The sequence below is a fragment of the Actinokineospora sp. genome (assembly GCF_052390155.1).
In the GTDB taxonomy this organism is placed as follows: Bacteria; Actinomycetota; Actinomycetes; order Mycobacteriales; family Pseudonocardiaceae; genus Actinokineospora.
The window spans coordinates 16,265-28,740 of record NZ_JBQTHF010000110.1 but is presented as its reverse complement, the minus strand read 5'-3'; the positions used below and the strand labels follow the sequence as shown (position 1 = coordinate 28,740).

Annotated in this window: 10 protein-coding genes and 1 pseudogene; 2 read left to right on the top strand and 9 right to left on the bottom strand. The window is 71.3% G+C overall.

Features of this window, described 5'->3' with window-relative positions; all coding sequences use genetic code 11:
- The 4 genes and pseudogenes from ACT4N7_RS27685 to ACT4N7_RS27670 form a co-directional block, all read right to left on the bottom strand.
- Window positions 1–163: pseudogene (locus ACT4N7_RS27685) on the bottom strand (4-hydroxy-3-methylbut-2-enyl diphosphate reductase); the annotation flags it as partial.
- Window positions 156–1,214, bottom strand: coding sequence for a polyprenyl synthetase family protein (locus ACT4N7_RS27680; protein ID WP_444831808.1), 1,059 nt, complete (start codon window positions 1,212–1,214; stop codon window positions 156–158). The gene ACT4N7_RS27680 and the pseudogene ACT4N7_RS27685, both read right to left, overlap by 8 nt.
- A gap of 36 nt (window positions 1,215–1,250) precedes the next feature.
- A complete protein-coding gene (gene selD / locus ACT4N7_RS27675; RefSeq protein ID WP_444831807.1) occupies window positions 1,251–2,318 on the bottom strand; it encodes a selenide, water dikinase SelD in 1,068 nt (355 codons plus the stop codon).
- 81 nt (window positions 2,319–2,399) lie between these two features.
- Complete coding sequence (locus ACT4N7_RS27670; RefSeq protein ID WP_444831806.1) at window positions 2,400–3,458, bottom strand: flavin-containing monooxygenase; 1,059 nt, start codon at window positions 3,456–3,458, stop codon at window positions 2,400–2,402.
- A gap of 159 nt (window positions 3,459–3,617) precedes the next feature.
- On the opposite strand from ACT4N7_RS27670, the gene dxs reads away from it, so the two are divergent.
- Window positions 3,618–5,576, top strand: a complete 1,959-nt coding sequence (gene dxs / locus ACT4N7_RS27665; RefSeq protein ID WP_444831805.1) for a 1-deoxy-D-xylulose-5-phosphate synthase — start codon at window positions 3,618–3,620, stop codon at window positions 5,574–5,576.
- Between the two features lie 42 nt (window positions 5,577–5,618).
- Window positions 5,619–6,788, top strand: a complete 1,170-nt coding sequence (locus ACT4N7_RS27660; protein ID WP_444831804.1) for a cytochrome P450 — start codon at window positions 5,619–5,621, stop codon at window positions 6,786–6,788.
- A gap of 9 nt (window positions 6,789–6,797) precedes the next feature.
- Here ACT4N7_RS27660 and ACT4N7_RS27655 read toward each other — a convergent pair whose 3' ends face one another.
- The 5 genes from ACT4N7_RS27655 to senA are packed head-to-tail and all read right to left on the bottom strand — an operon-like array spanning window position 6,798 to window position 12,444.
- On the bottom strand, window positions 6,798–8,489 hold the full coding sequence (locus tag ACT4N7_RS27655; RefSeq protein WP_444831803.1) for a PhnE/PtxC family ABC transporter permease: 1,692 nt from the start codon (window positions 8,487–8,489) through the stop codon (window positions 6,798–6,800).
- Window positions 8,486–9,256, bottom strand: coding sequence for a phosphonate ABC transporter ATP-binding protein (locus ACT4N7_RS27650; protein ID WP_444831802.1), 771 nt, complete (start codon window positions 9,254–9,256; stop codon window positions 8,486–8,488). Before ACT4N7_RS27650 ends, ACT4N7_RS27655 begins: the two co-directional genes overlap by 4 nt.
- Window positions 9,257–9,261: 5 nt before the next feature.
- The gene (locus ACT4N7_RS27645) at window positions 9,262–10,176 is read right to left on the bottom strand and encodes a putative selenate ABC transporter substrate-binding protein (protein ID WP_444831801.1); all 915 of its coding nucleotides are present in this window, start codon (window positions 10,174–10,176) and stop codon (window positions 9,262–9,264) included.
- Window positions 10,177–10,189: 13 nt separating this feature from the next.
- Entirely contained in the window at window positions 10,190–11,149 is a 960-nt protein-coding gene (gene senB / locus ACT4N7_RS27640; protein ID WP_444831800.1) for a selenoneine biosynthesis selenosugar synthase SenB, read from the bottom strand.
- Window positions 11,146–12,444: a selenoneine synthase SenA gene (senA, locus tag ACT4N7_RS27635; RefSeq protein ID WP_444831799.1), complete on the bottom strand. Its 1,299-nt coding sequence runs from the start codon at window positions 12,442–12,444 to the stop codon at window positions 11,146–11,148. The genes senB and senA overlap by 4 nt, the downstream gene beginning before the upstream one ends.
- Window positions 12,445–12,476: the final 32 nt, after the last annotated feature.

Sequence of the window (12,476 nt, the reverse complement as noted above, 5' to 3'; positions counted from 1 at the left end):
TGTTGTGCACGATCTCCTTGCGCACATACACCGGCGGACCGTAGGTCTCCAGCGCCTTCTCCACCGTGATCACGGCTCGATCGACACCGGCGCAGTAGCCGCGCGGCTTGGCCAGCAGCACACGCTTCACGGGCGTTTCCCCAGTTCGGTCGGACTCAGTGATCGCGGGCGATCACCAGGTCGGCGATCCACCCCAGCCGGTCGCGGCTCGCGCTCTCGGGCAGTGCCGCCAGTGCCGCGCGGGACTTCTCGGCGTACTCGCGGGCGACGTGCGCCGCGGCGGTGAGCGCGTTCGTCCGGTCGAGCAGGTTCCGTACGAAGTCCAGTGCCTGGCCGATGTCGCCCCCGGACATCGCCGCGCGGAGGGCGGCCCGATCGGCGTCGTCGCCCGCGTCGTGAGCGAGGATGACCGGCAGCGTCATCCGGGCGTTCTGGATGTCGCTGGTGCCCGGCTTGCCGGTGTTCTCGCTGGTGCTGACGTAGGCGAGCAGGTCGTCGTGGATCTGGAACGCCAGGCCGAGATTGTCCCCGTAGGAGCCCAGGGCGGCCACCATGGCCTCGGTGCCCCCGCCGAGCAGCGCGCCGCTCTGGCAGGCGCCGCGGAAGTACGCGGCGGTCTTGAGCCGGGCCACGGTCAGGTAACCCTCGGCGTCGAAGCGCAGTTCCCTGGACAGTTCGGATTCCAGGCTCTGCCCGCGGCACAGGTCCAGGCCCGCGCGGGCGACGGCGTCCAGCGCCGAGACCACCCGATCGTCGGGCACTCCGGTGACCCGGCAGTCGGCCAGGCCCGCGAACAGATCGAAGATCAGCGCGTCGCCCGCCACGATGGCATCGCCGATGCCGAACTTGTGCTGCACCGAGGGCCTGCCGCGGCGGAGGTCGTCGGCATCGATGATGTCGTCGTGGATCAGGCTCGCCACGTGGCCGCACTCGGCGCCGACCGCGGCGGGCAGTACCGCGCTCACCTCGCCGCCGACCGCCAGGGCGGATTCCAGCAACAGGGTGGGGCGGAAGAGTTTTCCCGTCGGCACCAGCGCGTAGTGGCACATCTCGCCCAACAGGGTTCGTTCCGCGGACCAGCGCCGTTCCAACGCCGAGCCGACCTCGGCGGCGAGGCTCTCCGCTCCATCTACAGTGGACGGTTGACGGTAGGCCGACGGAGCCCGCCGCCCGGCTAAGCCCGCCCCCGTCTTGTCCGGCGAGATGATGCTCATTGATCCCCTCACTTCACTCCGAGTGCGGCCAGGTGGTCATTCCGACGCGCGGACGGTGACCCGACCCGGCTGTCCCTCGGCGACCGTGCCGACCCGCGCCGCGGGTACCCCCGCGCGGACGAGTGCGTCGAACAGCCGGGGGTCGTCGCCGGGCGTTGCGAGCAGCAGGCCGCCGGAGGTCTGCGCGTCGTGCATCAGTACGGCGAGGTCTGCCGGGACGTCCGGGTCGACATCGACGAAATCGGCCAGGTGGGACATGTTGGCGCGGGTGCCGCCGGGGACGAACCCGTCCCCGATCGCGGCCAGCGCACCGGGCAGCAGCGGCACGGAGTTCGCGTACACGGTGCCCGCCACCCCACTGGCGCGCAGCATCCGGTGCAGGTGGCCGACCAGGCTGAACCCGGTCACGTCGGTGGCGGCGCACACGCCCGCGGCGAGCGCGACCTCGGCGGCGTTCGCGTTGAGGGTCGTCATGGACTCGATCGCGGCGCGCACGGTGTCGGGGTCGGCGCCCTCGTTCTTGATCGCGGTGGAGATGACCCCGGTGCCGATGGATTTGGTCAGGATGAGCTGGTCGCCGGGGGCGACCCGGTCGATCGAGAACAGCCGGTCGGGGTGGGCGAGGCCGACGACTGCCATGCCGTACTTCGGAATCGGGTCGTCGATCGTGTGGCCGCCGACGACGAAGCAGCCCGCGCCCGAGGCGACCTCGGCGCCGCCGCGCAGCACGTCGGCGAGCATCTCCATCGGCAGGTCCTCGCCCGGCCAGGCCGTGAGGTTGACCGCGATCAGCGGCTTGCCGCCCATCGCGTAGACATCGGAGAGCGCGTTGGCGGCGGCGATTCGCCCCCAGTCGAACGGATCGTCGACGATCGGGGTGAAGAAGTCCGTCGTCAGGACCAGCGCCCGTTCGTCGTCCAGCCGCAGCACGGCCGCGTCGTCGCCCTCCAGCGCGCCGATCAGCAGGTCGCCGGACGCGGCCTGTAGACCGCCGCCGAGCGAGGCGAACATGCTCTCCAGCTTCGCCAGCGGCAGTTTGCACGCGCACCCCGCCCCGCGGGACAGGGAGGTGAGTCGGACAGTCCGGCCTGCTACGGCACTCATTGGCTTACTCCAGTAGTTCATGGAGAATTGGCTATCGCCGGTGACGTTAGCAGGCCGTGGGGCGAGGGGTAAGGGGTCGGGTCAGGAAGCGTGTTCGCGGTCGACGACGCGGGCCACCAACTCGGCGGTGTCGGCCGCCACGCCGTTGATCAGCGCCGAGTTCAGCCTGCTCTGCCACGGCAGGCCGACCCAGAACAGGCCGGGTACCGGGGAGACGCCGCGGTTCTGGTTCGGCTCCCCGGCGTCGGTCAGTGCGTCGGCAACGGTGATCCAGGGGTAGTCGGGCCGGAACCCGGTCGCCCACAGCACGCTGTCGTAACGCTGCCGGGAACCGTCGGCGAAGACCACCTCGCCGCCGACGCAGTCGTTCACCCGGTGCGGCACCTGCGTGATCACCTTGCGCCTCACCAGCCGGGGCAGTCCGCGGCCGATCACGGTGTCCGCGTACGGGCGGGCCAGTCGCGAGAACCGCGCGTCCTTGTCCGCGCGCAGGAACCCGGTCAGGTCCATGAGCCGGAACAGGCTGGCACCGAAGATCGTCTTGGGGGCGAAGCCGATCCTGCCGCCGGTGGCGATGGTCACCTGATGGTCCGCGGCCAGTTCCTCGGCGATCTGGGCGGCCGAGTTGCCGCCGCCGACGACGAGCACCGTCTCGCCGGGGACTCCGGCCGAATTGCGGTAGGTGGAGGAGTGCCCTTGCCAGACCGCGGCGTCGAGCCGATCGGCGAACTCCGGGACCCGGGGTGTGTGGAACGGGCCGGTGGCAATCACCACCTGGTCGGCGACCAGGGTCTCCGATGCGCTGGACACGGTGAAGGTCCCGCCGTCGCGGGCCAGTCGGGTCACGGTGAACCCGTCGCGCACCGGCAGCGCGAAGTGCTCCCGGTAGCGCCTCAGGTAAGCCGCCACGTCGTCCTTGGTCGGATAGAACGGCACTGTCCGCGGCAGTTCGAGGCCGGGAAGCTGGGCGAAGGGGCGGGGGGTGAACAGTTCGAGCGAGTCCCAGCGGTCGCGCCAGTTGTCCCCGGTGCGCGCGTGGTCGTCGAGGATCACGAAGTCCAGTCCGGCCTGGCCGAGCCGGTATCCCATGCCGAGGCCCGCCTGGCCGCCGCCGATGACGATCACGTCGAAGCGGTCCATGTACGTCTCCTCCGAGAGTGGTCGGCCGGTCACGAATGTAGTGCCCTTGACAGCGGACCGCAGTTGTTCCCGTATTCCACAAGTTGTAAGAACATTGTATCGTTGCCGCCGCGGAGAGCAGTGCGCGATTCGTCGAAGCCTGGATGGGGGTCCTCGGAGATGACTGCGAACACCGGGATCGAGCATGTGCCGGACACGGGAGCGGACGCCGACACACTGCTCGACCGGGTGCGCGGGCCCGCCGACCTGGCCGCGCTCACCGCCGACGAACTCGCGGTGCTCTCCGGTGAGATCCGGGCCTTCCTGGTGGACGCCGTCTCCCGCACGGGCGGACACCTGGGGCCGAACCTGGGCTGCGTGGAGTTGAGCATCGCGCTGCACCGCGTCTTTCGGTCCCCGCACGACCCCATCCTGTTCGACACCGGGCACCAAACCTACGTCCACAAGCTACTCACCGGGCGCAAGGCGGGCTTCGGCGCGCTGCGCCAGCGGCACGGGCTGTCCGGCTATCCGAGCCGGGCCGAGTCCGAGCACGACGTGATCGAGAACTCCCACGCCTCGACCGCACTGTCCTATGCGGACGGCCTGGCCAAGGCACACCGGCTGCGCGGCGAACACGACCGCGTGGTGGTCGCGGTCATCGGCGACGGCGCGCTCACCGGCGGGATGGCCTGGGAGGCGCTCAACAACATCGGCGCGGCACGGGATCGCCCGATGGTCATCGTCGTCAACGACAACGGCCGGTCCTACGCACCGACCACCGGCGCGTTGGCGCAGCACTTCGCCGCACTGCGGATGTCGCGACGCTACGAGCGGATGCTGGCGGCGGTGAAGGCGACCGTGCCCAGGGCCCCTGGCGTGGGAACCGCGGCATACCAGGTGCTGCGCAGGCTCAAGCGCGGCCTCAAGGACCTGCTCACCCCCCAGGCGATGTTCCAGGATCTGGGGATCAAGTACCTGGGCCCGGTCGACGGACACGACCTCGCCTGCGTGGAGCTGGCACTGCGCCGGGCCCGCTCGTTCGGCGGGCCGGTGATCGTCCACTGCGTCACCACCAAGGGCCGCGGGTTCGCGCCCGCCGAGCGCAACGCCGAGGACTGCCTGCACGGCCCCGGCCCGTTCGACCCGGTGACCGGCGTGCAACAGGCCAAATCCGGTCCGTCCTGGACATCGGTGTTCGCCGACGAACTGTGCGCCGCGGGCGCCGAGCGCGCGGACATCGTCGCGATCACCGCGGCGATGCTGCACCCGACCGGGCTCGCCCGGTTCGCCGAGCGGTTCCCGGAGCGGGTCTTCGACGTCGGCATCGCCGAGCAGCACGCCGTCACCTCGGCGGCCGGGCTCGCGCTCGGCGGGCTGCACCCGGTCGTCGCGGTGTACGCGACATTCCTCAACCGGGCCTTCGACCAGTTGCTGATGGACGTCGCACTGCACCGGCTGCCGGTGACCTTCGTGCTGGACCGGGCCGGGGTCACCGGCGACGACGGTGCGAGCCACAACGGCATGTGGGACCTGTCGCTGGCGCAGATCGTGCCGGGGTTGCGGGTCGCGGCACCTCGCGACGGCACGCGGCTGCGGGAACTGTTCCGCGAGTCGCTCGCCATCGGCGACGGGCCCAGCCTGGTCCGCTACCCGAAGGGCGTGGTGGCGACCGATCTGCCCGCGCTGGACCGGATCGGCACCATGGACGTGCTGCACCGAAGTGGCGCGCAGGACGTCCTGCTGGTCGCGGTCGGCGCGATGGCCGAGGTCTGCGTCGGCGCCGCGGCGCTGCTCGCCGGACACGGCGTCGGCGTCACCGTCGTGGACCCCCGGTGGGTCTACCCGCTCGACCCCGCGCTGCTCGACCCGGCCCGCCGCCACCGGCTGGTGGGCGTGGTGGAGGACAACGGCCGGTGCGGCGGCGTCGGGGACGCGGTCGGCAGGCTGATGCACGACAACGACATCGACACGGTCCTGCGTACTTTCGGGGTGCCGCAGCGCTTCCTCGAACACGCGAAGCGATCCGAGTTGCTCGCCGACGCCGGCCTCACCGCCGACCAGCTCGCCGCCCGCCTGCTCGCCGCCCTCGACCTCGCCTGGGAGCGCCCTGATCCGAGCTTCGTCCCGCAGCCCTGACCATCCACCGACCGCGGCCCGCGCGCCAGCATGGAGACGTCGATGAGCACCACGGAAATCCTTGAGTTCCCGCGACCGGTGACCCCGGAGGGCAAACCTGATCCGCTGCTCCTCGACATGATTCGGGACAATCCGCTGCTGCCGGTGGTAGGCCCCGGCGGGACGCGGGCCTGGCTGGTCGGCTCCGACGCACTGGCCCGGGAAGTGCTCTCCGACCCCAGCCGGTTCAGCAACATGATCGACCCGGCGGCGACGAACAGCCGGGCCAACATGGTCGTCATCGATCCCCCGCACCACACGCGCCTGCGCAAGCTCGCCGCCCAGGCGTTCACCCCGCGCCGGGTGCGGGTGCTGGTCCCCGACATCGAGGACCTGGTGTCCTCCCTGCTCGACGAGATGGCCGCGGCGGGGTCCCCGCTGGACCTGGTCGAGGCCCTCGCGATGCCGTTGCCCACCAGGGTGATCTGCAGGCTCCTCGGCGTGCCGCAGGAGGACCAGAAGCACCTGCGGCACTGGTCGCACGTGTTCACCGCGATGACCGCCTACACCTCCGACGAGATCGGCGCGGCGGTCGACCAGATGTATGCCTACATGCACCGCCTGGTCGCCGAACGCCGAGACGACCTGGGGGAGGACGTGCTGTCCTACCTGATCCGCGCGCGGGACGGGCAGGACGCACTCACCGAGGACGAACTGGTGGCCACCGTGGTGCTGCTACTGGTGGCGGGCAACGAGACCACGCTCAAGGCCATCACCCGCGGCGTGATGGCCCTGCTGGACACGGGCCAGTGGTCGCGCCTGGCGTCCGGCGAGGTCGACGCGGGCCAGGTGGCCGACGAGGTGCTGCGCCACCAGACCCCGATCGACACCGGGCTGTTCCGGTGGGCCAAAGTGGACATGGACGTCGCGGGACACCACATCGCCGCGGGCGAACAGATCTTCGTCAGCCTGCACCTGGCCAACTTCGATCCGGCCGCCCGAGCCGACGCCTCGACCTTCGACCCCGGCCGGGAATCGGTGCCGCACCTGGCTTTCGGGCACGGAACGCACTTCTGCCTCGGCTCGCCGCTGGCCCGAGCGGAACTGGCGGCGGCGTTCGGGCAGCTCGCCGCCCGGTTCCCGACCCTGCGGCTGGAGAAGCCGATCAGCGAACTGACCTGGACGGTGGGCTCCATGCTGAACGCGCCCACCAGCGTGCCGGTCGCCTGGTGAGGACTCCGATCAGCGCAGGGAGCGCCGAACCAGCGCGCTGATGACGTCCACGACCAGCGTGAGCACGATCATGGCCAGCAGCGTCGCCACCGTCGCCCCGTAGTCGAAGGTGGCGAGCTGCTGGTCCAGCAGCAGACCGAGGCCGCCCGCGCCGACGACGCCAACGACCACGGTCTCCCGGATGGTCACCTCCCACCGGTACAGCCCGTAGGCGACGAACTTCGCGCACGCCGACGGAATGACCCCGTAACAGAACACCTGCGGCTCCGACGCGCCCTGGGCGCGCAGCGCGCGCAGCGGCCTGCCGTCCAGGTTCTCCGCCGCCTCGGCCATCAGCCTGCCGAGGACACCCATGGTGTAGACGCCGAGCGCGAGCGCGCCGGGCAGGATGCCGGGGTACAGCACGAACAGGAACAGCAGCGCCCACACCGGGGGCGGGATCGCGCGCAGCACGATGAGGACCCCCCGGCTCAGGACCAGCGTGGCCACCCGCCCGGCCCGGCTCGCCCGGCTCCCGGTGCCCCGCCTGCCCATGCGGGACATGTTCGCCGCCGGGAACGCGAGCAGCACCCCACCGCCGAACGCCACGACGATCGCGAGCACGGACATCGCGAGCGTGACCGCGCTCAGCTCCACCAACTCGCCGAACCCGCTGACGCCGGTCGTCGGCGGCCAGAGCTGGGCCAGCAGGTCGACCGCGAGCTGCCACGTCCGGTCGGACCACAGCACCGCGGCCTCCAGCCCGACCCACCACATCGACACCGGGATCAGCGCGACCGCGGCGAGCACGGAGGCGAGCAGCACCCGGTCGTGGCCGCGGACGGATCGTGTCGCGCCCGCCCGGCGGGCGCGCACCCGCGAACTCCAGAAGTCCGCGCCCGCGCTGAGCAGGATCAGCGCGTACAGCAGGGTCCAGATCTCGTCGTACCGCAGCGACTGGAAGCTCAGCGCGAGCTGGAACCCGAGGCCGCCCGCGCCGACGAGGCCGAGGATGGTCGCGCTGCGGATGGCGCACTCGAACCGGTAGAACCCGTAGGAGAGCAGGTCGGACAGCGCGGGCGGGAGCAGGCCGTAGATCACCGCCGACCGGCGTGGCGCCCCGGCGGCGATCATCGCGCAGAACGGACCGCGGGAGGTCTCGTCCAGGATCTCCGAGAACACCTTCGCGGTGACGGCGCCGAACGGGATGCCGATGGCCAGCACCGCGACCATCGGGTCGATCCCGAACACCACCAGGAAGAACAGTCCCCAGACCACCTCGTGGATGCCGCGCGGGACCACCAGGACCGCCCGCGCGACCAACCAGGCGGTGTTCGACCGCGCCCGCCGCCGCGTTCGGCACGTCCACCAGATCTCCGCGCCGAGGATGCCGCCGACGAGACCGATCACCAGGCTCAGCGCGGTTCCGAGCACCGCGTAGCTCAGCGTGGTCACCGCCGCGGTGGCGGTGAGCCGCAGGAACTCCGCGTCGATCCGCGGGTTGATCGCGGCGGCGAAGAACTCGCCGACCAGCCCGCCGCCACTGGGCTTGACGAGGTCGGCCGGTCCGACGCCCGCTGCCGCGAGCGAGGCCAGCGTGGCGAGCAGCGCGGCCAGCAACCACCAGCGGCGCGTGCGCGCGCGGCGGTCGCGGGAGCGCGGCGGCGGTTGCCGCCCGGGTGCCCGCCGAGTCGAACCGGTGGCGGGCAGGGTCTGGGTCACGGTCCGCTCCCACACCGGTTCTCAAGTTCGTAGAGGGCATCGATCGTGTGCCGGGCCAGGTTTCCCGGTGGCTCGTCGAACACGATCCGGCCCGCGCGTAGCCCGACCACCCGCTCGAATCGGTCCACCGCCATCCCCACGTCGTGCAGGCTGGCCAGCAGCGTCGTCCCGGCCTCCACGCTGACGTCGTGCAGCAGTTCGATGATTTCCCTGCCCCGCGCGGGATCCAGGCTGGCCACGGGTTCGTCGGCAAGGATTGCGGCAGGCCGCTGCACGAGCACCCTGGCGATCGCGACCCGCTGCTGCTCGCCGCCGGACAGGTCCGCGGTGCGGGTGTCGAACTTGTCGGCGATGCCCACTCGCGCCAGGGCTTCGCGGACCTGGTGGGTGTCGCGCGGGAACGCCAGTGACAGCGCCGCCCGCCAGAACGGCCAGCAGCCCAGCCTGCCCGCGTTGACGTTGTGCACCGCGCGGAGCTGGCCGACGAGGTCGAACTGCTGGTAGATGGTGCCGATTCGGCGTTGCACCCGGCGGATCTCGCGCGTCGAGGCGCAGGTGTAGTCGCGGCCGAGGGCCAGCACCGAGCCGGTTGTGGCGATCACCGTCCCGTTGAGCAGCCCGATGAGCGTGCTCTTGCCTGCCCCGCTGGGCCCGATCACGGCTATCCGTTCGCCCTGCCGCACGTCGAGGTCGATGCCGCGCAGCGCGTGGCCGCCGTCGAACGCGACCCCCGCGTCTCGCAGGCTGAAGACGACATCCCCGGACACGGCCGCTACCGCAGCAGGCCGGATGCGCGGGCGACGACCTCGATCTGATCGTAGTTCGCCGGTTTGGTCGCGACGAACTGCTTGGCCTGGAACAGGTCCAGGATGACCCGCGCGCGCTCGTCGGCCGCGCTCATGCCGAGCAGCGTGTCGCTCACCCGCTGGGTGAAGCCCGCCCCGAACTCGGCGTCCACATCGGGCCGGATGAGCCAGTGGTAGTCGTGGTAGGTCGGCGTCCGAAACACCTCGCGGACCTTGGTGCCGTCGATTTTCCCGGACTTGACCCGGTCGTCCCACACCGCGGCGTTGAGCACCCCGGCCCGGTAGGTGCCCGCCTCGACGAGTTTGGCGGTGGTGTCGTGCGAACCGGAGAACCCCGCCTTCCCCGCGAAGTCGTCCACGCTCACCCCGGCCTGGGCCAGGAAGTGCTGCGGCATCAGGCGCCCGGACGTCGAGGAGTCGCTGCCGAAGGTGAAGGACTGGCCCGCCAGGGACTTCAGGCCCGCGACGTCGGCGATGGGTTCGATCCCGGACGTGGTGTTGGCGATGAAGACACTGCGGAACTTCGCGTCGATGTCGCGCTGGGCGATGGGCAGCGCGCCCGGGACCCGGTCGCGGGCCTGCACCCCGGTCAGTCCGCCGAAGAACACCAGATCCAGGTCGCCGCGTTCGAACGCGACCACCGACGCCGTGTAGTCGGTGACCGGCACGTAGCGGACCTTGACCCCCAGCTCGTCGGACAGGTACTCCGACACCGTGCCGTAGAGCCGTTGCAGTTTCTCCGGGTCCTGGTCGGGAATCGCGCTGATGCTCAGGACGCGGTCTCCGGCGTCGCCGCGGACATCGCCCGGGGCGGTTCCGCACGCGACCAGAGCCAGGGCGGGCAGCAGCAGGACGGCGGCTCGGCGAACGGTGCGTAACACGAAGGTCCTCTTCTCAGGTCGAGGTCACGGACATTTCGTCGAGCAGACCCGCCCAGGAGTCGATCTCGTGGCTCGGACTCACCAGGTGGCGCAGTTCGGCGCAGTGGCGGCGCAGGTCGTCGTAGTAGCCGCCGCGATTGGTCTCCGCCGCCGAGAGCAACTCGGCGAGCGCGGCGGTGTCACCCGCCGGGTAGTACCCGGGATGGCGGTCGCCGAGCAGCCCGGTCGATCCGGGGATCGCCGAGCAGACCACGGGGACACCCGCCGCCAGCGCCTCCGACACCACGTTGGCCCCGCCCTCGTGGTGTGAACTCAGCACGAGGATCTTGCTGCGCGCCAACAGGTACAACGCCTGCTTGCGCGGCACCGGGCCGATCCAGGTGTAGCGCGGGTTGTCGCTGGACTCCGCCCGCGCGAGGGTGGTCAGCTCGGCGTCGAGTCCGGCGCCCGCGTGGGTGACGCGGAGGCGGGAATCGGTCGGCAGCAGACGCGCCGCCGCGGCGGCGCGCAGCGGGTCCTTGACCGGCCGGAGGTGGGCCAGCACGCACACCTCGAACCGGTCGTCCATGGCCGGTTCCGGGGCGATGTCGGGCACGGACTGGACCACCACTCGGGCGCGAGCGCGCAGCGGGCCGTCGAGCTGATCCAAACCCTTGTGCTGCAAGACGATCAGCCGGTCGGCGGCGGCCAGGACCGCCGGGTCCACGTCATTGGCGGCGAGGCTCGGGTACAGGTCGGTGCCGGTCAGCGCGAGCACGATCGGCGCACGAGGGTGCTCGGCTCGGAACCGGAGCACGGAGTCCGCGCTCTTGCGGGCGTGCAGCGCGACCAGGGCGGTGTGGGCGCCGCCGCGATACGCGCTGTCGGTGGTCACCTCGTGACCGAGTCCGGTGAGGATCTCGGCCCATCGCCGGGTGGTGACCCCGTTGCCCAGCAACGCCTGCGGCGGCGCCGGGCTGACGATCAGGATCATCGGCCGACCGGGCAGGTGCGCAGGCCCGCGAGGACGTCGCGCCGGTCCTCGGTGAAGTAGTTGCGCAATGTGGACCGCAGGTAGCGGCCCCTGGTCGCCCACGCGCCGCCGCGCAGCACTTTGCGGCTGCCGAAGAACTGTTCCGAGTTCTCGTGGTAGGCGTCGCGCTCGAAGTTCGGGTAGCCGCGGAACTCGCTGCTCGTCCACTCCCACACGTTGCCGATCAGTTGGCGCACACCGTCTGGGCTGTCGCCGCGCGCGCACCCGTGGACTTCGACCGGGCCGCCGTGGCGCCAGTCGGTGGCGGCGTGCTCGGCCTCGGGTGGGTCCGCGCCCCAGGGGTAGGTCTCGCGCGGGTGCTTGCCGCCGGTCGCGGCGAACTCCCACTCCACCTCGGTCGGCAGCCGCCGCCCCGCCCAGCGGCAGAACGCGTCCGCCTCCCACCAGCAGACGTGGTGCACCGGCAGCGCGGGCTCCAGGGCCAGCCAGGTGTCGAAGTGTCTGCGCTGCCACCCGCCGTCGGGTTCCCGTCGCCAGTACAGCGGCGCGGTGGCCCCGGTCGCGGCGAGCCACGCCCCGCCGTCGGACCACAGCCGCGGATCGGCGTAGCCGCCCGCGTCGACGAACTCGGCGAACTCGGCCTGCGTCACCGCGAACCTGGCCAGCGCGAACGGCTCCACCTCGACCGGGTGCGCCCACTTCTCGTTGTCGTAGACGAACGAATCGGCGAGCTGTCCGCCCAGCAGGAAGCGTCCGCCCGCGAACTGGACGTCGCCGCCCGCCCGGTCCTCGGCCGTCGTGGTCGGAGCCGGTCCGGCGGTGAGCCCCGGCAACGCGGGCAGGGCATGGCCGAGTGCCTGCAGGGTGTAGGTGAGTGCCTCGGTGTGGGTGTCGTAGTGGTGCACGGTGTAGCGGGCGAAGTGGCGCAGCACGTCGGTGGCGTCGGCCGAGCGGACCTGCGCCGCGACCCGCTCGGCCACCGTGCGGACATAGTCGACGGTGTCCGCGCGCGAGGGCAGGGCCAGCCGCCAGCGGGTGTCGTGCGGGATGGCGCCGGAGTCGTAGACGGCGTCGCCGAAAGGCAGGATCGGCGGCTGCCCCGCCGCCCGCTCCAGGACGAATTTCTCCTGGAACCACGCGAGGTGGCCGAGTTCCCAGAGCAGCGGGTTGATCGTCGGGAGCAGGGGGCCGACCAGTTCGTCGTCGGTGAGGTGGGAGACCAGGTGCAGGGCTCGCTCGGCGCCGTCCAGGACCCAGGACGCCAGCAGATCGGCGTTAGGAGTCGACGCTCGCATGTGACCCTCCCCAGGTTGCTGATGGTGATGAA

What these genes read in the sequence shown, in the direction of transcription:
- ACT4N7_RS27660 (WP_444831804.1), top strand. Translation starts at nt 5,619, where the DNA reads ATGAGCACCACGGAAATCCTTGAGTTCCCGCGACCGGTGACCCCGGAG.
- senB (WP_444831800.1), bottom strand. Translation starts at nt 11,149, where the DNA reads ATGATCCTGATCGTCAGCCCGGCGCCGCCGCAGGCGTTGCTGGGCAAC.
- selD (WP_444831807.1), bottom strand. Translation starts at nt 2,318, where the DNA reads ATGAGTGCCGTAGCAGGCCGGACTGTCCGACTCACCTCCCTGTCCCGC.
- ACT4N7_RS27680 (WP_444831808.1), bottom strand. Translation starts at nt 1,214, where the DNA reads ATGAGCATCATCTCGCCGGACAAGACGGGGGCGGGCTTAGCCGGGCGG.
- ACT4N7_RS27670 (WP_444831806.1), bottom strand. Translation starts at nt 3,458, where the DNA reads ATGGACCGCTTCGACGTGATCGTCATCGGCGGCGGCCAGGCGGGCCTC.
- senA (WP_444831799.1), bottom strand. Translation starts at nt 12,444, where the DNA reads ATGCGAGCGTCGACTCCTAACGCCGATCTGCTGGCGTCCTGGGTCCTG.
- dxs (WP_444831805.1), top strand. Translation starts at nt 3,618, where the DNA reads ATGACTGCGAACACCGGGATCGAGCATGTGCCGGACACGGGAGCGGAC.